This is a genomic window from Thermatribacter velox (genome assembly GCF_038396615.1).
GTDB lineage: Bacteria > Atribacterota > Atribacteria > Atribacterales > Thermatribacteraceae > Thermatribacter > Thermatribacter velox.
Map to the genome: position 1 here is coordinate 1,928,245 of NZ_CP121689.1, position 22,143 is coordinate 1,950,387.

Genomic DNA, 22,143 nt, shown 5'->3' on the forward strand with positions numbered 1-22,143 from the left:
CAACTCAAAATCAAACCATTCCAATAATACAATCCAAATTAAAAGATATATTAGCCAGCAAGGCTTCCGTGTGAAAACGATAGGGAGGAATAAATTCTGCTATCAAATAGCCGTCATAACCAACATTTCGCAAACATTTCATGACGCTTGGCCAGGAAACATCGCCCTCGAGCGGAAGACAGAACCCATTTATATTACCTACATTCAGCTTAAAATCCTTTATATGAACTTTAACAATCCGTTTGCCCAAGATTTCTATCCACTGTTCTGGATAACCAAAAACGAGAACGTTACCAGTATCAAAATGCGCTTTTACGAAAGGGCTATTAAAATGATCTACAAAATAAGCAAATTCCAGAGGAGAAAGCAGAAATTTATTCCACACATTCTCGATACCCAAAACCACATTTGCACTCTGTGCATATGGAATCATGGCTCCCAAGCTCTCCCAGACCCTCTCTAATGCATCCTGATAGTGAACTATTTCCGAACTAGGATCCCATGGTACGTTTACGTACCCCGGAATTACCAACACAGAAGAAGCACCAAGTTGAGCAGCCATTTCAATAAGGTACTTGATCACATCTTTGGCTTTTTCCCTCTTGGAAGGATCATTCGAAGCCAGATTATACTTCCAAAGCAATCCTGTGGCTAAACTACAAATTTCTATACCCAAATCCGAAGCAAGATTCCCAATTCTTTTGAGTTCTTCAGAATTAGTTTTAATAGGAAAAATTCCGTCTTCATCGGGGCATAATTCCACACCCTGAAACCGATATTTCGAAGCACGTTGAAGCACTTCCAAAACAGGCATATCTTGCGGAAAAGACCATTGATTAATACCTTTTTTCATAATCTCCCTCCTATATACATCTAAAATTATGATACTACACTATGCTTTTGACAAGCTTCAATAAACCAAATAACACTATCAACTGGCACCTCTGCGCCAATCGTATTAGAAGGTGAAATGACAAGAGCTGGGGTATCCTTAAAAATTTGTTCTCTATTTTTTACCTCAGCTTCAATATCCGATCTTCTGCCAAAAGGAAGTGTATGCTGTGAACTCACTGTACCCCAAAAAGATATTTGAGAGCCGAATTTCTTTATGATTCCTGACACGTCATGACACTCTGGTTGTAGAGGATGCAAAACATCAAAGCCCACCTCGATCAGATCGGGAAGGATTTCTTCAATCCTACCGCAGGAGTGCAGGAAGAAAATACACTCTGGAAAATCACGACGTAAAGAAGCAATAATCCTTTGCCACCAGGGTTTAAAAAACTTACGCCATAGAGCAGGGGGAATTTGCAGGCGATCCTGCATACCGTAGTCATCATAAAAACAGAGCAAATCCACACCGCATTCAGCGTGCTTTCTGGCAAAGGAAAAGGTAAAGCTGGCTACTTTCTCAATAAGGGCACCAGCCAATTCTGGCCTTGCAACAAGGTCAATCATGAAGTCTTCCATGCCCCGCAGCCAGTGACACCACTCATAGATACTTCCACAGTAAGCAGCAGAGAGATAGCCTCTTTTCCGTATTTCCCAAGCCCGTTTACTCACTATACCAATGCTTTGCTCATCAATACCGGGAACAGGGTAGTTCTCAATTTCTCGCTGAGTACATTCTCCAGAGAGGGGAGAGAAAATGCGCTCACAGCTCGGGTCATCTGGCCAAGGTAAAACACCTACACCCCAGGGAGAAAAAACAACTTCCTCAGGAAGTTCTATAGTAAAAAATTCTCTACCAATACCATTGGGGAGCATCCGCAAGCCATAATGCGCGCTGGTAGTGTGATAAAGAGGGTCGCTTTTCTCAGAGTGGGCAATGCGTACTTCAAAGTCAAAGTGTTCAGCCACATCACGAATTCCTGTCTGAGCAACAAACTTCTCAAAAAAGGGAGGCGTAAAGGAGGGCGTAGCACCAAAAAACAGGCTCCAGGGGATACGGTCTACTTTGCCTTCTCTTTTCAGGACTTTTCTTATCCGTTCTCGAGGTTCCATAATGCTCCCCTCCTTGCTCCAGAATTTTTTGTTTTGCAATATCAAGCAAAAATACGTTCCACAGTTAATGCAGCAGCACCAACCAGACCTGAATCACGCCCAAAAAAGGCCTTTCTAACTTCCACCTTTCTGCGGTGTAGAGAGGCTGTGGTTTCCCAAACCACTGAGGCAATGGTTTCCAAGAAAATAGGGTGTGCCAGGGATAAGCCTCCTCCAATAACCACCACCTCAGGATCCAGAAGGTTAACCAGGTTAGCAATCGCTCTACCCAGAACAGCACCAGTTTCCTGCCACAGGTTGAGTGCAAAAGTATCACCCAGACGGGCTGCTTGATCAATCACTTCGCAAGTAAGTCCTTCCGAGTCACCGCTCATGAGCTCAAGGATTGAGGTTTTACCACCTTTTTCGATATAGGCCCGGGCCTTTTGCACCACCGCTTTAGCTGATGCGTAAAGCTCGACACATCCTCGGTTACCACAGGGACAGGGAGGACCATTGAAGTCGATGCTGGTATGCCCAAACTCTCCAGCTCCGTGCCGATATCCTTCCACCAGTTCACCGTTAGAAATGATACCAGCTCCTACACCATTGCCTCCTACACCATTGCCTACGTTGATGTAAACCAGGTCCTGGACGTCCTTGCCGACCCCAAACCACTTCTCACCGAGAGCACCGGTATCCAGACTGTTATCCACAAACACCGGCCAGGGAAAGTGAGAGGCAAGCATCTTGCGCAACGGTACGTCTTTCCAACCCAGGTTGACAGCTCTTATGATTTCCCCCTCCTCGGGGTCGATAACTCCCGGACAGCAAACACCCATGCCGATGATGCGGTGAGTGCTGTAGTCCCGTAAGAGGTCCGAAATGCCTTCCACGATTTGATGAACAACCTGCAGGGGGTTGGTGGAAATCAGGGGAGCTATTTTCTTGGCCTTCAATTCTCCATTCAGGTTAGCTAATCCCAGATGTAAGCGACGAACCCCTATTTTAACGCCAATCACCCAGCCCCACTCCTTGTTGAAATGGAGCATGGCAGGCTTCCGACCACCAATGGATTCTCCCAACCCTTCCTCCTGAATCAAGCCTTTATCTTTGAGTTCAGCAATCAGGGTGGTTATCGTGGAAAGACTAAGATTTAAAACCTTAGCGAGAGTAGAACGATTAGTTGTTCCCTGACGATGGATAAAGCGGATAGCTCTTTTTAGATTTTCCTCTCGAACCCTTTTCTGATAAGTGAGATTCATTAGGAATTGACCAACTTTGTTCTTTCAATGAAAAAAGTGTTTGAGTAATGATAGCATTTTTCTAAAGCTATTGTCAACAGATACGGATAATTTCAAACACTTCCCCAAAAAGAAAACTAATATCTCTCTGTTGCTCCAAAAACGAAGGCACAAATGAAGCACAGAAAGCAACAAAAAAATTGGTTTCACCTACACTACTCAGGCAGCCCACAAGAAAATAAAACTATACCTTTACAACTTTTTACACGAACACTTCTTTGGCTGTGGAACCTAACGAAAAAACTACTTACCTTCTCCTGAGTTTTTCCAGATTACTGACCACCACCGCAACGACTATAATGAGACCAACAGTAAAGGTTTGAAAATAGGAAGAAACGTTGAGAATGTTGAGACCATTCTGGACAATTCCAAGCAGTACAACGCCCAGAAAAGCACCCAGAACCGAACCTCTACCTCCTTCAAAGGTAACACCACCGATGATGGCTGATGCCAGAGCTCGAAGTTCATAACCTTCTCCTGCATTAGCCAGGATATTTCCCAAGCGGGAAATCAGCACCAGGGAAGCCAACCCTATCAATACACCACTCAAAGTATAGCTGGCAATTTTCAAGCGGTCTACATTGATGCCAGAAAGGAAGGCAACCTGCTCGTTACCACCCATAACTACTAACCGACGGCCAAACTTGGTATTGCGCAGCATAAAATGAACCACTAAAACCACCACGAAAAGGACCATTACTGACACAGGAATCCCCAAAAATCTTCCACGCCCCAGAAAAGTAAAATGCCCTCTGAGAGAAAGAAAAAGGCCACCAGATATAACTAAAGCCAGACCGTAATAAACATAGCTCATGCCCAGCGTGACGATTAGAGGAACACATTTACTTTTACTAACAATAACCCCGTTGATTAACCCACATCCTATGGGGAGCAAAAATCCTGCCAGAATCGCCCAAAAGGGAGATATCCCAGCCATAACCATCTTGCAAATAACCACTCCGCTTAAGCCAATCATGGAACCAATAGAAAGATCAATTCCCCCGGAAATAAGAAGTAAAGTCATAGACATGGTGGCTATACCCAAAACTGCGATCTGTTGGAAGACCGCTAAGAGATTTCCTTGGCTCAAAAACCGAGGGTTTAAGGTTCCAAAAAGTACCGAAAGAATAACAATAACCACCATCAAGAAAAAGGTCTGGCTGCGGAATACTGAAATTCTTTTACTCGGAGAAACCACATCTTCCACAGGTTGGCTTTTATTATGCAGGTATTCATGCTCTTTCACTGGCAGTCACCCCAAAAGCGGAAGAAATAATATTCTCTTCATTCATTTCTTCAGCGGAAAGTTCTCTAACAATTTTTCCTTGACGGATAACCAGAATTCGGTCGCAAAGGGCAACGAGTTCTGGATTTTCTGAAGAAATAACGATAATCGATTTTCCCCTTTGTGCAAGATCAGCAATCAAACGGTGAATTTCACCCTTAGCATTAACATCTATACCAATGGTGGGTTCGTCAAAAATGATAATTTCCACGTCCTTCAAAAGCCATCGAGCTAAAATTACCTTTTGCTGATTGCCACCACTTAAAAAGCGAACCTCTTGCTCCAAGGAAGGAGTTTTAACTTCAAGGCTCCGAACATATTCTTCCACAATTCCCCTTTCCCGAGGAAGAGAAATAAAAAATCCCCGAAAGTGGTCATCCAGCGACGGAATGGTGGCGTTTTTAGTCACGCTCAACCCAAGAGCAAGGCCGGTTCTCTGTCGATCCTCAGTTATGTAACCAAGACCACAGCGAACGGCATCCCGCGGAGAATGGATTTCTGCCCGAGTACCCTTAATCCAAATCTCTCCAGAGTAACGCTTTCTAAAACCAAAGAGAGCCTGAAAAAGTTCAGTTCTTCCCGAACCAACAAGACCAGCAACTCCCAGAATTTCACCTCGATGCAAGGAAAAAGAAACCGGTGGAGAAGCAGGAGTAAGTCGCAGATCCTTTACCTCCAGCACCACATCGCCAGAGGGCCGATGCTTTTTCCTCTTAAAAACATTCACGCTCTTTCCCGCCATCTCCCGAGTCAGGGTAACAAGATCTACCCTTTCTTCTCGGTGATTATGGCAGGCGACTCTAAACCCATCGCGCAGGACCGTAATGCGATGAGCTATCTCCAAAATCTCTTCCAGGCGATGAGAAATATAAATGATACCAATGCCCTTCTGAGCAAGATTTTTTACAAGATTCAAAACCATCCGGGTTTCGTTAATATTGAACACTGCTGTGGGCTCATCCAGAATCAAGACCCGGGGTTCCAGAGCAATGGCCCGAGCGATTTTTACCAGCTGTTGTTCCGCAACACTAAGGTTTTCTACTCTTTCTTCAACAGGTAAATTCACTCCCAAAGATGCAACCAGAGATCGTGCCCGAACAAGGGTTTCCCTGTGGTTAATAATACCCCACTTCGAAACAATTTCTCTTCCAGCAAAAATATTTTCCGCCACGCTTATTTGAGGTACCAGAATATTTTCTTGGTAAATGGTTTGAATGCCAAGCAACTGGGCCAGATGAGGAGTTAAAAAGTGAAACCGTTGACCACGAACATTAATCTCTCCCTTATCGGGTTTCAAAAACCCAGAGAGAATTTTAATAAGCGTGGATTTACCCGCTCCGTTTTCACCAACAAGGCAATGTATTTCCCCTGGATAGAGGTCCAAAGAAACCCCTTTTAATGCCTGAACTCCGGGGAAATGTTTGGTAATATCCCGAGCCTCAATAAGTGTCTGCAGCGTCGCTCTCCCTCCCTTTTTGCCCCGGCGTTAAGCCGGGGCAATCTTGCTAATCTAAACCACCAATATAGGCTACCGCTCTTTCATAGGTTTCGTCTGTTACTTCCCAAGGAATAGCTTCTGCCAGATTCTCCTTTGTAATAGGAATGATAGGTAAAGGAATAAACTTCGGTGGTTTCACGCCTTTAACCACGTACTGATAAAGATTTTTGAAAGTCAGAAGTCCCTGCAGAGAGACAGGAGCACTCATAGTCGCGTCAATTTCCCCTTTGGCAATCATTTCCAAACCATGTGGCCCACCTCCAGTAGCCACAATTTTTACTTTTCCAAACAATCCTGCATCCTTTAGAGCATTAATAACCCCTGTGGCCATTTGTTCGTTATTGACAAAAATTACATCGAATTCTAAACCAGACTGAATAGCGTTTTGAGTAACATTCATGGCTTGTTCAGCACCCCAGTCGGTGGGCTGCGTACCAACCAACTCTACCGTCCCATACTCCTCGAGAGCCCTGTGGAGACCCTGCTCGTAGAGTTCAGTAATGCCCATTCCCGGCGCACCCATGACATAAAAGAGTTTACTGCCCGGATAATTTTCACTGATAAATTTCCCTGCTGCATAGCCAATATCATCATACTGACAGGCTACACAAGAAATATAATCCAACGAGGTGTCAGCAGGAAGGGAATTTTCGAAGGTTATAGGAATACCAGCGCCTTTTGCCATTTCGTAAAGAGTTACGTCCAGTTCCGGGGTCATGGTAAAAACAGAAATGCCATCCACTTTTCTGGCAATAAGATCTTCCATTGCCGCCACAGCTTTTTCTAAATTGCCTTCTGGATCAAGGACAATTGTGTCAATACCCTTTTTCTTAGCAGCATACTCAAAAGCGAGAATGGAATAGTTATTCCAAACATCTTTTCGGCTATAAGCAATGTAACCAAATACCAGCTTTTTTCCTTCCTGGGCAGACACAACTCCTAATCCTATCCCCAAAAGGATTGATATCACCAAAAATAACCCTATCAAAATTACCCCTTTTTTTGCCATCTTAAAACCTCCCTTGTGCAATCGTTTTTTCTGCAACATTTAGAATACGCCAGACTTATAGAGTTCTATCACCTCCTTTGTTATGTATGATTATTGTATTTTACCATTTGTTCTCTTGGTGTTAAGAACTTCCAAACAATTCCTGGAGTCGCATTAGATAAGTAAATGATTCCTGAACTGCTTGGTCAACGAATTCCTTCGGGTGGTCAAATTTTCCATCAAACTCAATTTCTACACTAAGAGGAATGGAGTGCTTTTCAGGCGGAAGTGAACCAAGGATTTTGCCAAAATTTACTTCTCCCCTCCCCAAAGCGGGGAAATCCCACACTTTATAACCTCCTCTTTTGTCCTTAAGATGAATATGAACTAACCAGGGAAAACATAAAGCGATATCTTCCTCAGGACGAACATTGCCGTAAAAAATTGCGTTACCAGTATCGTAGTTGATCCCCACAAAAGGAGAACCTATCTCACGAACAATCTCCCGGGCTACCTCGCCACTTTTAAAAAAATCTCCGTGAATCTCGAGCCCAATCTGAACTCCCACCGCCTCAGCATCCTTAGCTAAAACCTGAATGTTGTTTAGAAAAGCTTCCGTATCTTTCTCGTTTTCTATCGTTCCAGTATTTACTACTTTTGCCCCCATCAAATGTGCAAAGTGAAGGGTTTTCTGGAGATATGCAACTCCATCACTTGAGGCGAGGTCAGAATGAGCACTCAAGCTTATTACCTGCAATCCAAAAGAGTTGAGTTCTTTTTTAAGGCCCTCCAGATCTTCCTTAGAGTACGATTCCAAATCAAAATGGTTGGTCCATCCTTTTACACAGGCCAATTCCACAAATTTAAAGCCGGCACGAGCAATACCAGAAAGGGCCTCCGAAAGAGAAAAACCGTGATAAGTATTGGTTGAAACCGCGAGAAAGGAGAACACTTGTGCTCCCACCTCCTTTTTTCATCAATTATAACCTAATAATAATTTATTTTTCATCAATTATAACCTAATAATTTATTTGGAAAACCATGAAACAAGTACAAAGGATGACATTTTTGGAAATTCAAGCTCGAGTTTCCCAACTTAATGGACACAAAACGGTTAGTGTAAATTTATCGTAGATCTATGAGTTCTCTACGTTTAACCCTTAAGGCTTTGTCTCAAGAAATCTCCTGGGTTTCTGTGATATAGAGGAAAGGAGATAGTCATCTCAACGCCATACCTTCTGGATGGATGCGAGGTTTAAGAGGAAAGAAGAAACCATGTTCCAAGTGCAATCGGAAAAGAAGAGGATTTCAGAAAATGTACCTATAATAAGTTGACGCTATCCACAATCACAATGCCGTTGACAAAGAAGAAAAAAAGAATTATCATTTGTTTATAGCTGAGATAGTTCGTTTCTAGAACAAACAAAATGTATACCTTTACCGCCTCTCGAATAAATGAAGTGCATAAAAAACTTGTTTTCCGTCTGGTATGGAAAAACAAGAGCTTATCCCGAACCCAAATAGGCTCCTTTTTTGGATTTAGCAAATCTACTGTTTCACAAATAGTAAAAGAATTAATAGCAGAGAATCTATTGATAGAATCAGGTCGTGCAAAATCTTCTGTTGGCAAAAAACCTGTCCTTCTTTCTATAAACCCGGATGGACCACGCTTGATAGGTTCCTTGGTGAAAGACTCAGGAGAAATTGCTGCAGCTCTTATAAGCTTGAATGGTTCGATACTTCACAAAGAAAGCTGTACAGCTCGAGATGCTTCACCCAATCAAGTAGCTCGTGAAGTAGTACATTTAATCCAAAAAGTACTGCAAAACTTTCCCCAAGAAAACATTTTGGGTATAGGAATAGGGGTGCCGGGTATAGTACATCACAAACAAGGCACGATAGAGTATTCTGCTCATTTTAGCTGGAAAAATCTTCCATTCCTAGAAATGGTAAAGGAATATTTACTAAAGAATGTTCCCGTTGTCATAGATAATAGAACCATTGCTGCCACTTTGGGAGAAATGTGGTTCGGTCTAGCCCAAGAGAACAAAAATTTTGTTTGTATCAACTGTGGAGAGGCCCTAGGCATGGGCATCGTTATCGAAGAGCGGGTATACAGAGGAGCAGAAGACGGAGCAGGAGAAGTTGGACACATCGTTTTAGATAATAGTCAAGAATCATGTTTCTGCGGCAAAAAGGGTTGCTTAGAAACCTCTATAGCATTACCCAAAATTATGGAAAAACTAAACGGTAAAAATTACTATGACACAGAAACCGCTGTTCAAATATTAACTGAGAAAAGAAAGGAATCCAAGGTTAAAAAATCGTTAGAAGATGCTTTTCTGCGTCTTGGCGATCTCGCGGCGGTCGTTGTAAACATATTGGCTCCCGAGAAAGTGGTTTTTACTGGCGCCTTAACCCAAGTTGACCCTCTATTATTACTTGAAAAAGTTAAAGAGAGATTAAACGAAAGAGCTCTTGAACCTTTGGCCAAAAAAGTTAAATTAACAATAAGTCCTCTGCAAAGAGATAAAGAAGTGTTATGGGGTGCTGCCTTAGTGATGGAGCATCTTTTCAATCTCTATGAATTTACAAAGGAGGACACCAAATGAGAAAAATAGGCTTTGGAATCATAGGAGCGGGGATTTGGGGAGAAACACATGCTAAGATTTATGCGTCTCATCATCTATCGGAATTAATTGCAGTCTGTGATACAGTGGAAGAAAAAGCTCGCAGTTTGGCCCTCAAGTACGGAGCTAAAAATTACTACACCGATTTTGAAAAAATGTTAGAAAATTCAGAAATACAGGCAGTAGCCATAACTACTCCTGATTTCGCACACCGCGAACCCTTTATAGCCGCTTTAAAAGCTGGAAAACATGTTATAGTAGAAAAACCCCTGGCAACCACCAACGAAGACTTACAAGCTATGAAAGAAGCTTATGATAACTCAGACTGCCGTGTCATGGTTGATTTTCATGCTCGCTTCAGTCCACCTTTCGCCATAGCCAAAGAAAGCATTCAAAAAGGTGAATTAGGAAAAGTTATTTCCATGTATTATCGATTAAACGATATCATTTATGTCCCGACCCAAATGCTCTCCTGGACGAGTAAATCCTCCGTACTCTGGTTTCTTGGAAGTCATACCATCGACACCCTCCGTTTTCTAATTGATAGTGAAGTACAAAGGGTTTATTCCGTCTCAAGGTCGGAAGTGTTGATAAAAAAGAATATTCCTGTAGCAGATATATATCAAAGTATCCTAGAATTTGAAAATGGTACCATTGCTACAATTGAGAACAATTGGATTGTCCCCAACACCAATCCTCATTGGAACGATATCAAATTAAACATACTAGGCAGCAAGGGAATGATCAACATGGACCTTACCAATAACCAAGCTTTTGAACGTTATCTCGAAAGTAAAAGTGATCACCCAGATATTTTAGTAATGCCTACGATTCATGGAAAACCTATGGGTTTCGCCCACGAAAGTATACGCGATTTTATAGAACGATTAGCCGACGGAAGAGAATTTTTGGCCACTTTTGAAGATGGTTATCGCGTCAGCAAAGTAATACTGGCCTTAATGGATTCAGCTGAAGAAAGATTACCCAAAGAAGTAAAGTATGATTAAGAAAGGAGGTGGAGGGAGACAAAAAAAGAGCGGGGAAACATCCCATAATTTTAAGAAAATTTAAGAAAATCCCTAAGGAGGTGTTTTTCGTGCGGAATATTTTGGTAGGCATTTTAATGATATTGGTTGCAGTATTTTCCATTAGCATTCTTTGCTTTGCCCAATTGCCACCAGAAGTCGAAAAATGGGTAAATGCAGTTAGAGAAGACCTTGGAGGAACAACTATAACTTGTGCCTTTTGCCCTCACCCCACCACCGATGCGATGCAGCAGATGGTCAAAGAATTTACCGAATTGACTGGTATTAAAGTAAGATGGGATATTATCGAAGAAGGCTATCTAAGACAAAAGTTATTGATAGAACACCAAGGAAAGACGGGAGTATACGATGTGCTTTTAATTGATGCTTTCAATCTTGCTGAATATGCACCAAGCGGCGTAGCCATCGATTTAAAACCTCTCTTAGAAAATCAAGACCTTACTCCTGAGTGGTTTGACTATGAAGACATACTACCCGCTTATCGCGATGGTATTGGTAAATACAAAGGAACAATATACGGAATACCGGTAGCCGGTGAAACTCGATACGTTGGTTACCGCAAGGATCTTTTCGAAAAATACGGTCAACGCCCACCTGAAACCATGGATGATTTGTTGAACCTTGCTAAATTCTTCAAAGGCAAAGAAGAAGATCTGTATGGAATAGCCATGCGAGGGCAAAAGGGTATACATTTCGGTTCCGGGTGGATGACGGTCATGTACCAGCTCGGTGGTCAATTTTTAGATCAGAAAACGTGGAAAGTTCTGGTTAATAGTCCAGAAACAGTTGCCTCTCTTGAATATTACGTTGATCTCCTAAAACAAGGTCCCCCTGACATAGGTGTATACACTCATGAAGAAGCAGTATCCGCGTTTACTTCTGGAAGAACTGCCATGTGGTTTGACTCCACCGCCCTTACTCCCTGGATTATCGATCCTACAAAATCTCTAATCGCTGATAAAGTAAATTTTGTACCTCCTCCCAAAGGACCCGCCGGCGCATATGGAGCTCTTGCGGGTTGGAATGTTGGTATATCAAGCGATATAAGTGATAAGCAAAAACGAGCCGCCTGGGCATTTATCGTCTGGATGACCAGTCGTTATAAAGCCAAAGAATATGTCAAAAATGGTGGTACTCCTGTACGCAAGTCAGTATACGAAGATCCAGAACTCGTAGCAGAAAACTGGACATTCCCCATTCAGCTAGAATCTCTCGAAAGGGCTAATAACTTAGTAAAAGCTGGAATAAGCTGGATTCCCCCTCATCCCAAGTTTATGAAAGTCTTAGAAGTAGTTGGCGATTACGGTTCTGCGGTGCTCGCCGGCCAAATGACAGCAAAAGAAGCTCTAGACAAAGCTCAAATTGAAGTAGAAAAAATTATGTCAGAAGAGTAACCTTTATGAAAGGTGGAGGTGGGTGCCTCCACCTTTCATTCAGAAAGGAGAACGATCAAAGCAAATGGGCAAAAGAAAGGAACACTACGCTTTTATACTTCCAGCCTTGATAGCTCTGGTTATTATCGTCATTTTTCCAACAATCTTTCTGTGGTACGTAAGTTTCACCAATTATGATCTTTCCATGGGATGGGAAAAAAAGTCTTTCATAGGGCTAGAAAATTATGTCTACTTATTCACCGAAGACAAAGACTTTTGGCATTCTTTAAAGATAAGCATTTTGTTCATGGGGTTAACAGTAGCTTGCGAATTCGTGCTTGGGTTAGGCATTGCTTTACTATTTCATAGAAGGTTATGGGGCAAAAGGCTTTGGATGTCTTTTTTAATCATACCCATGGTGATAACACCAACCATAATATCCCTAATTTGGAAACTTATGCTAAATACAGAATACGGAGTTTTAAACTACATGTTATCCTTGTTTTCCATCGGTAAGGTCAACTGGCTTGGTTACAAAGAGGCCTTTTGGTCCTTAATAATAGTAGACATATGGGAATGGACCCCTTTCATGGCTCTAATATTATATGCTGGTTTACAATCGCTGCCCCAAGAACCCTATGAAGCAGCGATTGTAGATGGAGCCACTTCCACCCAAATTTTCTACTTCCTAACTCTTCCTCTCTTAAAACCCATGATTATAGTAGCTTTACTCTTGCGTTCAATCGATGCACTAAAAATCTTTGACGTTGTATACGGCTTGACTCAAGGTGGACCCGGTAATGCCACCGAGCTGATGAGCCTCCATATTTACCGCTTAGGTTTCAGGCATACCAACTGGATAGGCCGCTCCTCCGCTAACGCGGTAATCCTTCTCTTAATCAGCACTTTTTTAACTATGGTATTACTCAGAAGTTTAAGAAAAAGCCAAAAGGGGGGAAGCGACTTTGCATAAAATTAAAAGAAAAAGAATTTTCAAAAATATTATATTAGACATCCTAATCGCAATAGTGGTTATTGCTTGTATCTTCCCCTTCGCGTGGATGGTCATGACCTCTTTAAAAACCAGAGTTCAAACCATTGACCCTTCGGTATGGATATTTCATCCTACGCTTGAAAACTATCAGTCTATTTTCCAAAAAAGGAATCTATTCATGTACATAAAAAACAGTACTATCGTGGTTTCCCTCACAACTTTAATATCGCTGATTTTAGGTACCTTTGCTGCATACGGTTTAGCTCGCTTCCGATTCCCTCGCCGAGAGGACATCGCTTTTTGGATTCTTTCCCTACGCATGTTACCACCAATGGCAGTAGTAATCCCTTTTTTCTTGTTAGGAAGATTTATCGGTCTTTTAGATACGCACATTCTACTGATAATAGTTTATCTTAGCTTCAACATCCCCTTTACAGTATGGATGATGAGAGGCTTTATTGAAGAAATACCTCAAGAAGTTGAAGAAGCGGCCTGGATTGATGGATGTTCAAGGATTCAGGGGCTGTTTAGGGTGGTTTTTCCCCTAATCTTACCAGGTATAGCTGCTACTGCAATCTTCTGTGTGATTCAGTCCTGGAATGAGTTCGCACTGGCATTTTTCCTGACAAGCTTCAACGCAAGAACGGTACCAACAACTGTCACCTTTTTCCTTTCAGTTTTAGGCGTAATTTGGGGTGAAATGGCTGCGGTTGGAGTAGTAGCTACTGCACCAGTATTATTATTTGCCTTATTGGTGCAAAAATACCTAGTTCGCGGCCTCACCTTGGGAGCGCTAAAGAGTTGAAAAATAACCATCAGTAATAATAAGCTTATAAAATTTCAAGCCAAAATTATTTCAACTCCTGCTTCACGCAGGTAACTTTCCTGCTTTCCATCTATTCGGTCAGTAACTATGACGTCTACCTTCTCAAGCGGCACAATACGATAAAGCCCAACTTTTCCAAACTTGCTATGGTCAGCAACCAAAACTGTTTCTCGTGCCAGCTCTATCATCATTCGATCAATAATTGCTTCCTGGATATTGTGCGTAGTAACCCCCTCTTCGGGAGATATACCATCAGCACCCAAAAAAACTTTGCTTATAAAAGTTTCAGAAAACACCTTGCGCAAAGTCTCTTCCGCCAAGTGCCCGACAAAAGCAGTGGATTCCTTCCTCATTTCACCGCCGATCAATACCAAGCGCAAATTGGGTAAACTAGCCACTTCTGTAGCTACTTTAAGGCAATTAGTAATTACTGTTACATCTCTTTTGGTCTTCAAATGAGGCACAATCTGAAGCACCGTGGTACCAGTCTCCAAAAGAACGCTTTCTCCATCATTTATTAATTCAGCTGCTTTTTTACCAATTCTCCTTTTAGCCTCTATGTTCTGGGATAATTTTTCATAAAAGGTCAGTTCTCTCGAAACAAAATTAGGATGCAAACTTACAAAACCACGGTTTAAAACTACCCTTTCCGATTGTTCGAGTCTACCCACCGCACGACGAACAGTAGATTCCGAAATACCAAGAAGATCAGCAATATCTTTTACCTTTAACGCTCTTTTCTTAAAAACCAGATTAAGTATTTTCCAATCTTTTTCCTGCGTTTTACTCATCCTTGCTCCCAACAACCAAAGGCAACAAAGCAGCACCAACTACACTAGCCCTACTTTTAAACTTACCGAGAAAAAGCCTTGTTGCCTTATTCCTCTCGAACAAGTTGCTTAAATAACTTTCCTCCACTAATTTTAACCAAAACTCCCCACTCTCAGAAACACCTCCTCCAAGTATTATTGCTTCCGGATCAAAAATTTTTGTCAAATTAGCAAGCGCTACTCCAAGATAGAAAGCTGCACTCTTTACTACATTTAGAAACGGATACATACCCTTTTTTGCTTCTTCCATTATTATTTCACCCTTAATGCGCTTTCCTACCAGATAAAAAACATCCCGTTCCATGGCTATCCCTGAAGAAAGAGCTTCAAGACAACCTTTCCGTCCACAGCGACACTCCGGACCACAAGGATGAACAGTAGTGTGTCCAATTTCTCCAGAAATCCCATTTGCTCCTCTAACGACCTTCCTATCATGCACAAAAGTAGCAGCAATACCAGTACCAACACTCACATATAAAAAGCTTGTAAACTTCTCTCCCATGCCAAAATGCAATTCCGCTATTGCTCCAGCACGTACATCATGTTCTAAGTAGGACTTTAGTCCCAATCTTTCCTCAATCATTTCTTTTATACGAACATTTTTCCACCCTAAATTGGCAGACTCTACCACCACACCTTCATTTATATCCAAAACACCTGGTATCACTATACCTATTGCTGAAACTTCTTTTGCTTTAGGTAACGCTCTAACCAACGAATCTTTTAAAAGAGCAATTTTTTCAACTACTTTTTTCGGATCTTTCTCGCCATCAATGCTAACTTTCAAAAAAGAATATGTTCTCAGATTTCTGTCAATTAGAATCCCAGCAATCTTGGTGCCACCTACGTCAATACCAACAAAGAAACTCAACACAGCTCACCTTCTCGAAAAACTATCCACACTTCGACCTGAAAATGTGTTATTTCTGACTTCATCATAGAGTGCAAATATGTTTCTCAAAGGAGTATCTGGCTGAATATTATGAGTAGCACCCAAGATCAGCCCTCCATTATAGCCTACGGTAGCAATTCTTTCCCTTACTTCCTTCCTGACTTCATTAACCGAACCGAAAGGTAAAGTTTCTTGCTCATCTATAGTACCAAAAAAGGATAGCCTATCTCCATAAAGCTTCTTGACTTCTGCTGGATCCATGCACTTTGGCTGCACAGGGTTCAAAACATCTATCTCTATTTCTATCAAATCCGGAATAATAGGTAAAATATTACCATCACTATGATAAACTACTTTCACTCGAGGATTTACTTCTTTAAAAGACCTTACCAGCTTCTCCAACCGAGGTTTGAGTTTCCTTCTCCACAAAGAAGGCGAAATTAACATTCCTCTCTGAGTACCCACATCATCTCCGCACATTATAAGATCAACACCGAGAGCAACCATTTGTTTGCCTATCGCCATAAAAAATTGCAGAATACCATCCAACAAGTAATCAATTAGAGGGTTATCTCTTTGTAACTCCACCAAAGTTTTCTCAAAGCCCACCAAGTACCAAGTAGGCTCGAAGTTGGTGCTACCCAAAAACCCCATGATAGCGTGAGTCTCCTTATAGCGCCTTATTAACTCTTTAGCGCGCTCAAGCCTCCCTGAAGCCAAAGGATCAGGAAAAGAATATTTTAAAACCGCCTCTTCTGTTAGAGAGGCCAAGGGGTGTTCCACAATTTCGTAATAATAACCTATCTTTTGGTAGCGAATACCCCATTCATCATAAAAGCTACCATCCTCGAGTACCAAAGTTTCAAAGCCAACAGGTGGGTCAAAAGCCACCCTGACTACATCGTTACCTATCTTAACCCCGACCTCGTCTTTACTACAGCCTAAATACTCAGCTAGTGCTTGCTCTACTTCAGGGGTAAACGAATTAAAAACCGGAACTCTATCAGGAAGTTCAAAGTTTAAAGCCTTTAAAACACGCTCACGGGGAGTTAACATTTCTCTCACTCCTTTAAAGCCCCAAAAGTAAGCCCACTAATCAATTGTTTTCTCACCACAATCCCAAAAACTACTATAGGAGCACTAGCCAAAACCGAAGCAGCACACATAAGTCCCCATGAAATCTCTGCAAAACCCATAAAACTAAAAACTGCAACAGTGACTGTCCTGCTTTTCACTCCCGTTAAAACCAGCGCAAAAAGAAACTCATTCCACACGAAAATGAAACAGAGGATAGCTACTGTCACAATACCGACTAAAGAGATAGGCACGGTAACAAAGCGTAAAGCACTCCATCTCGAACAACCATCGATCATTGCTGCTTCTTCAAGTTCCACTGGAACATTTTCGATAAAACCCCTTAGGATCCAAACCACAAAAGGGAGATTAAAGTTTGTATAAATCAAAATTAAACCAGTCAAAGTATCAAAAAATCCTATTTTTTTGAACATCAGAAAAAAAGGAATGGCCACTACAATAGGTGGAATCATGCGCAAAGAAAGAATCCAAAAAGAAAGATTTTCTCTACCCCTGAAACCAAAGCGTATCAACGCATAGGAAAGGGGAAATCCAATGAGGAGCGCTAGTAAAGTAGAAACACTACTCACTACTAAACTATTATAGTAATAACGACGGAAACTTGCTTCTGTCAGTACACTTTTGAAATTGTCTACCGTTGGCTTAAAAATAAACCGATACTCAAAAACTTCCGATCCGTGTTTAAAAGCCGTAATTACAACCCAATAAACGGGCAAGAAAAACACTAGAATCACGAAAACCACTAAAACATAAATTAAAAGTTGTCTAAAAGCGATTCTGGCTTCTTTTCTCATGGGTTCAAGCACTTCTAAAAACCTTAATAAGGATCATTACCAAAAAACTGGCCACAAAAAGCATAATGATGGCCATTGCTGATGATTCGCCAAATTTTAAAAATTCAAAGGCTTTCAAGTAAGAATATATGTTCAGCGTCCGAGTCGCATATCCAGGACCACCTTTAGTAGTAATGTAGATACTCTCGAAAGCCTTAAAAGCCTCCACTAACCTGAAGAGCAAAGCTATAATGACCACTCTCTTTATAAGAGGCAAAGTAATGCGATAAAACAATTGAAAAGAATTGGCCCCATCAATACGTGCTGCTTCAAGTGTTTCCTTTGGCAAATACTGAAGTCCGGCTAAAAGAACTAGTGCCACAAAAGGTGTCCATTGCCATACATCGATAGAAACAACCGCCCATTTTGCTGTCGAGGGTTCAGTTAGCCAAGAAACAGTAGAAAAGCCAAAAAGGAGCTTGATTACGTAATTAACAAGACCTAAAGTTGGATCATATAACATTAAAAAAGTTAGAGCGCTAACCACTGGAGGTATAATCATTGGCAACATTAAAAATATAATTGCTACTGATTTTCCTTTAAAATTTTGATTAAAAAGCAATGCTATTGCTAAGCCTAGTAAAAATTCAATCCCTACTGCTACCACTACATAGAAAAGTGTATTAGCTAAAGATATATAAAAAACACTATCTCTAAAAAGGACTATGTAATTCTCAAATCCAACAAATTTGTTCTCAAAAATACGATAACTTCTAAAACTTATGAACCAGGTATAAACAGTGGGATAAATACTAAAGATAACTAAATATGAAAGGGCTGGCATGAGAAAAAACAACAATTCTTTTCGCCTTATCATCACTAAGCTTCTGCTCCCCTTGAGTAGGAGAGCAACTTGAGTTGCTCTCCTACTCGCAAATCACCAGAAACCTAAATTATTTATAGTAACCTGCTTTTTCCATGATCTTACGTATTTCCTGATTTACTTCCTTCATTGCGTTTTCAGCTTCTTTTTGTCCGGAAATAACTTCTTCTATTGCAACTCCCACTAAGTTGCCAATCTCGGGATATTCAGGTATACGTGGCCTACAATCAGGATCTGCATACTTCACGTTCTCCATCAAAGCCTCTTGCCACTCTCCAAGCCACGGGAAATCTTCTCTCCACCGAGGATCACTATTCACCGAAATCCTGCTAACATAAATTGTAGGACCACCAATAGCCTTTTGAACTTCTTTACTGGTCATCCAGCTAATAAACAGCCAAGCAGCCTCTTTTTTTGAGGTATTCTTATTAATGCCTACATACCAGGAGTAGGGATCCATTGTAATACCCGCCGGCCCCGCAGGTTGAGGAGCATAACCCCATTTCCCAGCAGTCCTGGATTTCTCAGGATTTTCGATTGAAATCCCAAAAGCAGGAGTATCAATGGTCATGGCAATTTTCCCGGTTTGCATAGCAGAAAGAATCTTGCTCCATTCCCAACTAGAAACACCTGGAGGGCCAAAATTACGCAGAATATTCGCGTAGAATTCTACTGATTTTATGGCTTCCGGCGAATCAAGCAAAGGATTCCACTTATCGTCAAACCAGTCCCCCCCAAAAGATTTCAGGAAGCAAGACCAAATAAACACATTCAAACCCGAACCGGCCATGCCCCTCATAGCAATGCCATAAACTTCACCAGGATTATTTAACTTAGAAGCATAGTTCCAGAGTTCGTCCATTGTTTTAGGAGCTCCAGGAAGACCCTTATCTTGAAAAAGATCTTTGCGGTACATAAAGAGGGTACCAGAAAGGTGTAATGGTATTCCATATTGCACGCCATTAACCTGCCCCATTTGCCGAAAGCCTTCTGGAAAGTCATCCGGCCAAGCATACCATTCCAAGTCAGTAAGAGATGAATTGTTGAGAAAATCTTCTAAATTGCACAAACCGTCACTTTTTACGTAAAGTGCCATATAACCGGGGTCCAAAAGCATAACATCGTAAGTAGCACTCTTGGCCGCTAAGTCTACTGTTATCTTTTGGCGCAACTGTTCCTCATTTACCAGCTCATGTGTTACTTTTATTCCAGTAAGCTTTTCAAACACTGGAATCAACTTAGCAATGCTCTCCTGGTTAGGTTCAGAATTACCGATAAAAGTAATCTCGGTTCCTTGGAATTGTCTCCAATCTATTGCAGCTTGCCTGAAGGAATTAAGAATTTCTTCTTCGCTTGCGAAAAATTTACCATAAAAATATTCCTGAGCACCCAAGCTTCCAACACAAGATATCAAAAACAAAACACCTAAAATTAACACTAAAAAACTAACACACTTACGCATGACACAAACCCCCCTTTCCTTACATAACATAAAAATAAGATAAACAACCCCATCTGCTATGTTGCAACTACGGCTCTATTCTCTGATTAGCTATCACCTCCCATTATTACTTCTTCTTTACCACTTTCTAAGGAACGATGAACAGCAGCTAAAAGCCTAGTATTTAACAAGCCGTCCTTAAAGCTTGCCAAGGGCTCTCTATCGAGTCTTATCGAATCTATAAAATCGTCGAGCATAAAACCAGGAAAACCTATCAGCTTGTGCCCATAGTCAACTACTAAGCTAGACGGATAGCGGTAACTTCCAGCCGCTAAATCTAACATTTGATGAGCAGAATTAATATGCAAAAAGCCCTTGTCTCCATAGATTGACAGCTTAAAATCGAAAACATTTGGAAAGGAATTAGGAAGGCACCAAACGCTTTCGAAAATACCATCGCTACCATCTTTATATTTAACCACCACGTGTATGTAATCGTAGGTATCCACACCCAAGCTTTTTAAGAAGCGCTTCGATCCTGTGGCATACACACTTTCCGGAAACTTACCGGAGAGAAAGTAAACTAAATCCAAAAGGTGACTTAAAAGAAACCAACCACATGTACTTCTGGAGGCCCAGGAAAGCATCTGAGTAGGTACAAAAACTTGGTTACTCAACAAACCATTAAAGGTTAAAATATTACCAATCTCCCCTCGTTCAATCTGATTTTTGGCCTGGACTACTGCTGGATTCCACCTATTTTCGAAAGCAACTAAACACTTACTACCTACTTCTATGGACTTTTTGAACATCGTTTCTGCTTCTTCCAAGCTTTGAGTAAAAGGTTTTTCAACCATAATATGAAGACCCCTCTCAAGGGATCTCATAACCGGCTTGTAATGAGCAAAATCAGGTGTAGTGATAATTACGGCATCCAGATCCTCTTTTTCTAACATATCTTCAAATCTAGAGTATGCTTTTACCTTCCAGGTTCTCGAGGCTTTTTCAGAAACTTGAGAATTGATCTCAGAAAAAGCCACCAACTCAGCATAAGGATTCTGAGTAAGCAAACGAGCAAACAAATTACCCCTGATGCCCATTCCCACTATTGCAAATTTGATCATTTTTTTCTCCCCTCTGAGCTTTAAACTTGCCTTAATTCTGAAAATAAGATATCATTGGTTATGATTGTTGTCAATAATTCGACAAAAAGTTTCATTTTCATGAAAAAAGGAGGAATAAAGGTGAACCACACCTATCTTGAAATTCATAAGCAGCCAATTACCTGGGAGAAAACTTTATCTCATCTTCAACAAAAAGCAAAAACAAACCAGTTTCTGAACAAAAAATACGACGAGATAATTTTCACAGGTTGCGGAAGCTCCTACAACCTTTCTCTAACAGCCTCTTACCTTTGGCAAGCAATAAACCAAGAACGAACAAGAGGTGTTCCCGCATCTGAGATATTCTTATTCCCTGAAGGAGTATTTCTGCCGAACCAACAATACCTACTTTTTGGCATTTCTCGTTCAGGAGAAACTTCAGAAACCATCAAGGCTTTGCAGACTTCTGAAAAAGAAAATACCACTATAGATACAGTAGGTATAACTTGCGAAGACAATTCTACCCTTATCCATTATTCGAAATACCAAGTAATAACATCTGAAGCCCACGAAGAAAGTGTGGTTATGACCCAGTCCTTCTCCACCATGCTTTTGTCCTTACTCTTTCTCGCCTTAAAAAAGAAAGAAAACCTGCCAAGAGCCCTGTTCGAACTGCCTAGTTTGCTCAATGAATTGCTTCCCACTGGAGAAAGGATAGTCCAAAGTTTGGCCAACGATTTTTCTTTCGAAAAATTCATATTTCTCGGAAGTGGACCTTTTTACGGCATTGCTTGGGAAGGCTCGCTAAAGCTTAAAGAAATGAGCCTTACGCCTACCGAAACCTTTCACTTCTTAGAGTTTCGTCATGGACCAAAATCCATAGTTGACGAAAAAACCTTGATAATCGCCCTCACTTCGGAAAAGGCCTTTGATCTCGAAAAAGTCGTGTTATCAGAAATGATAAGTCTGGGGGCTACTATATTAAACCTTGGAAAGAAGCCCCTTAACCTGGATAAATCAAAAATTGTGGAGATAGTTTTCGAAAATCCTTCCCTTAACGATTTCTTTACTCCCATTCTCGACGTAGTTTTTCTTCAACTTTTAGGCTACTTCAGAGCCTGCAACAAAGGACTCAATCCAGATAAACCTAAAAATCTAACCAAGGTGGTAAAATTAAATTAGAAGGTGAACTAAAAGAA

General features: G+C 41.2%; 20 protein-coding genes. 6 read left to right on the forward strand and 14 right to left on the reverse strand.

What is annotated here, in order from left to right; all coding sequences use genetic code 11:
* Positions 1-10: 10 nt before the first annotated feature.
* From QBE54_RS09540 to QBE54_RS09570, 7 genes are all read right to left on the reverse strand, one after another.
* Positions 11-853: a sugar phosphate isomerase/epimerase family protein gene (locus tag QBE54_RS09540; protein WP_369017958.1), complete on the reverse strand. Its 843-nt coding sequence runs from the start codon at positions 851-853 to the stop codon at positions 11-13.
* A 26-nt stretch (positions 854-879) separates the two neighbouring features.
* Positions 880-2,004, reverse strand: coding sequence for a uroporphyrinogen decarboxylase family protein (locus tag QBE54_RS09545; protein ID WP_369017959.1), 1,125 nt, complete (start codon positions 2,002-2,004; stop codon positions 880-882).
* Positions 2,005-2,045: 41 nt separating this feature from the next.
* Positions 2,046-3,248, reverse strand: a complete 1,203-nt coding sequence (locus QBE54_RS09550; RefSeq protein ID WP_369017960.1) for an ROK family protein — start codon at positions 3,246-3,248, stop codon at positions 2,046-2,048.
* A 286-nt stretch (positions 3,249-3,534) separates the two neighbouring features.
* Positions 3,535-4,533 (reverse strand): ABC transporter permease, encoded by a 999-nt coding sequence (locus tag QBE54_RS09555; RefSeq protein WP_369017961.1) that lies wholly within the window; start codon positions 4,531-4,533, stop codon positions 3,535-3,537.
* A complete protein-coding gene (locus QBE54_RS09560; protein WP_369017962.1) occupies positions 4,520-5,956 on the reverse strand; it encodes a sugar ABC transporter ATP-binding protein in 1,437 nt (478 codons plus the stop codon). Before QBE54_RS09560 ends, QBE54_RS09555 begins: the two co-directional genes overlap by 14 nt.
* Before the next feature lie 121 nt (positions 5,957-6,077).
* Positions 6,078-7,079: a sugar ABC transporter substrate-binding protein gene (locus QBE54_RS09565; RefSeq protein WP_369017963.1), complete on the reverse strand. Its 1,002-nt coding sequence runs from the start codon at positions 7,077-7,079 to the stop codon at positions 6,078-6,080.
* 121 nt (positions 7,080-7,200) lie between these two features.
* Positions 7,201-8,010 carry a sugar phosphate isomerase/epimerase family protein gene (locus tag QBE54_RS09570; protein WP_369017964.1) on the reverse strand — a complete coding sequence of 270 codons (810 nt, stop codon included), beginning with the start codon at positions 8,008-8,010 and terminating at the stop codon, positions 7,201-7,203.
* A gap of 475 nt (positions 8,011-8,485) precedes the next feature.
* On the opposite strand from QBE54_RS09570, the gene QBE54_RS09575 reads away from it, so the two are divergent.
* The 5 genes from QBE54_RS09575 (at position 8,486) to QBE54_RS09595 (ending at position 13,906) form a co-directional block, all read left to right on the forward strand.
* Positions 8,486-9,670 (forward strand): ROK family transcriptional regulator, encoded by a 1,185-nt coding sequence (locus QBE54_RS09575; protein ID WP_369017965.1) that lies wholly within the window; start codon positions 8,486-8,488, stop codon positions 9,668-9,670.
* A complete protein-coding gene (locus QBE54_RS09580) occupies positions 9,667-10,695 on the forward strand; it encodes a Gfo/Idh/MocA family protein (protein ID WP_369017966.1) in 1,029 nt (342 codons plus the stop codon). The genes QBE54_RS09575 and QBE54_RS09580 overlap by 4 nt, the downstream gene beginning before the upstream one ends.
* 89 nt (positions 10,696-10,784) lie before the next feature.
* On the forward strand, positions 10,785-12,128 hold the full coding sequence (locus QBE54_RS09585) for a sugar ABC transporter substrate-binding protein (protein WP_369017967.1): 1,344 nt from the start codon (positions 10,785-10,787) through the stop codon (positions 12,126-12,128).
* Positions 12,129-12,192: 64 nt separating this feature from the next.
* The gene (locus QBE54_RS09590; RefSeq protein ID WP_369017968.1) at positions 12,193-13,080 is read left to right on the forward strand and encodes a carbohydrate ABC transporter permease; all 888 of its coding nucleotides are present in this window, start codon (positions 12,193-12,195) and stop codon (positions 13,078-13,080) included.
* Positions 13,073-13,906 carry a carbohydrate ABC transporter permease gene (locus tag QBE54_RS09595; RefSeq protein WP_369017969.1) on the forward strand — a complete coding sequence of 278 codons (834 nt, stop codon included), beginning with the start codon at positions 13,073-13,075 and terminating at the stop codon, positions 13,904-13,906. Before QBE54_RS09590 ends, QBE54_RS09595 begins: the two co-directional genes overlap by 8 nt.
* Before the next feature lie 35 nt (positions 13,907-13,941).
* Here the strand turns inward: QBE54_RS09595 and QBE54_RS09600 are convergent, their stop codons facing one another.
* The 7 genes from QBE54_RS09600 to QBE54_RS09630 all read right to left on the reverse strand — a co-directional run bounded on the left by QBE54_RS09600 (position 13,942) and on the right by QBE54_RS09630 (position 20,941).
* Positions 13,942-14,718 (reverse strand): DeoR/GlpR family DNA-binding transcription regulator, encoded by a 777-nt coding sequence (locus QBE54_RS09600; RefSeq protein WP_369017970.1) that lies wholly within the window; start codon positions 14,716-14,718, stop codon positions 13,942-13,944.
* Complete coding sequence (locus tag QBE54_RS09605) at positions 14,711-15,628, reverse strand: ROK family protein (RefSeq protein ID WP_369017971.1); 918 nt, start codon at positions 15,626-15,628, stop codon at positions 14,711-14,713. The genes QBE54_RS09600 and QBE54_RS09605 overlap by 8 nt, the downstream gene beginning before the upstream one ends.
* A gap of 6 nt (positions 15,629-15,634) precedes the next feature.
* The gene (locus QBE54_RS09610) at positions 15,635-16,705 is read right to left on the reverse strand and encodes a uroporphyrinogen decarboxylase family protein (protein WP_369017972.1); all 1,071 of its coding nucleotides are present in this window, start codon (positions 16,703-16,705) and stop codon (positions 15,635-15,637) included.
* Between the two features lie 5 nt (positions 16,706-16,710).
* Positions 16,711-17,550, reverse strand: coding sequence for a carbohydrate ABC transporter permease (locus tag QBE54_RS09615; protein ID WP_369017973.1), 840 nt, complete (start codon positions 17,548-17,550; stop codon positions 16,711-16,713).
* Positions 17,543-18,394: a carbohydrate ABC transporter permease gene (locus tag QBE54_RS09620; protein WP_369019434.1), complete on the reverse strand. Its 852-nt coding sequence runs from the start codon at positions 18,392-18,394 to the stop codon at positions 17,543-17,545. The genes QBE54_RS09615 and QBE54_RS09620 overlap by 8 nt, the downstream gene beginning before the upstream one ends.
* Positions 18,395-18,470: 76 nt before the next feature.
* On the reverse strand, positions 18,471-19,862 hold the full coding sequence (locus QBE54_RS09625) for a sugar ABC transporter substrate-binding protein (RefSeq protein ID WP_369017974.1): 1,392 nt from the start codon (positions 19,860-19,862) through the stop codon (positions 18,471-18,473).
* An 86-nt stretch (positions 19,863-19,948) separates the two neighbouring features.
* Positions 19,949-20,941 carry a Gfo/Idh/MocA family protein gene (locus tag QBE54_RS09630; RefSeq protein ID WP_369019435.1) on the reverse strand — a complete coding sequence of 331 codons (993 nt, stop codon included), beginning with the start codon at positions 20,939-20,941 and terminating at the stop codon, positions 19,949-19,951.
* A gap of 144 nt (positions 20,942-21,085) precedes the next feature.
* Between QBE54_RS09630 and QBE54_RS09635 the strand changes: the two genes are divergently transcribed.
* Complete coding sequence (locus QBE54_RS09635) at positions 21,086-22,126, forward strand: SIS domain-containing protein (protein WP_369017975.1); 1,041 nt, start codon at positions 21,086-21,088, stop codon at positions 22,124-22,126.
* The last annotated feature ends 17 nt before the right edge of the window (positions 22,127-22,143 follow it).

Excerpts from the sequence above, each read along its gene's own strand:
- QBE54_RS09600 (WP_369017970.1), bottom strand. The coding sequence starts at position 14,718 with ATGAGTAAAACGCAGGAAAAAGATTGGAAAATACTTAATCTGGTTTTT.
- QBE54_RS09580 (WP_369017966.1), top strand. The coding sequence starts at position 9,667 with ATGAGAAAAATAGGCTTTGGAATCATAGGAGCGGGGATTTGGGGAGAA.
- QBE54_RS09575 (WP_369017965.1), top strand. The coding sequence starts at position 8,486 with ATGTATACCTTTACCGCCTCTCGAATAAATGAAGTGCATAAAAAACTT.
- QBE54_RS09630 (WP_369019435.1), bottom strand. The coding sequence starts at position 20,941 with ATGGGCATCAGGGGTAATTTGTTTGCTCGTTTGCTTACTCAGAATCCT.
- QBE54_RS09610 (WP_369017972.1), bottom strand. The coding sequence starts at position 16,705 with ATGTTAACTCCCCGTGAGCGTGTTTTAAAGGCTTTAAACTTTGAACTT.
- QBE54_RS09625 (WP_369017974.1), bottom strand. The coding sequence starts at position 19,862 with ATGCGTAAGTGTGTTAGTTTTTTAGTGTTAATTTTAGGTGTTTTGTTT.
- QBE54_RS09565 (WP_369017963.1), bottom strand. The coding sequence starts at position 7,079 with ATGGCAAAAAAAGGGGTAATTTTGATAGGGTTATTTTTGGTGATATCA.
- QBE54_RS09620 (WP_369019434.1), bottom strand. The coding sequence starts at position 18,394 with ATGATAAGGCGAAAAGAATTGTTGTTTTTTCTCATGCCAGCCCTTTCA.
- QBE54_RS09540 (WP_369017958.1), bottom strand. The coding sequence starts at position 853 with ATGAAAAAAGGTATTAATCAATGGTCTTTTCCGCAAGATATGCCTGTT.
- QBE54_RS09545 (WP_369017959.1), bottom strand. The coding sequence starts at position 2,004 with ATGGAACCTCGAGAACGGATAAGAAAAGTCCTGAAAAGAGAAGGCAAA.
- QBE54_RS09590 (WP_369017968.1), top strand. The coding sequence starts at position 12,193 with ATGGGCAAAAGAAAGGAACACTACGCTTTTATACTTCCAGCCTTGATA.
- QBE54_RS09550 (WP_369017960.1), bottom strand. The coding sequence starts at position 3,248 with ATGAATCTCACTTATCAGAAAAGGGTTCGAGAGGAAAATCTAAAAAGA.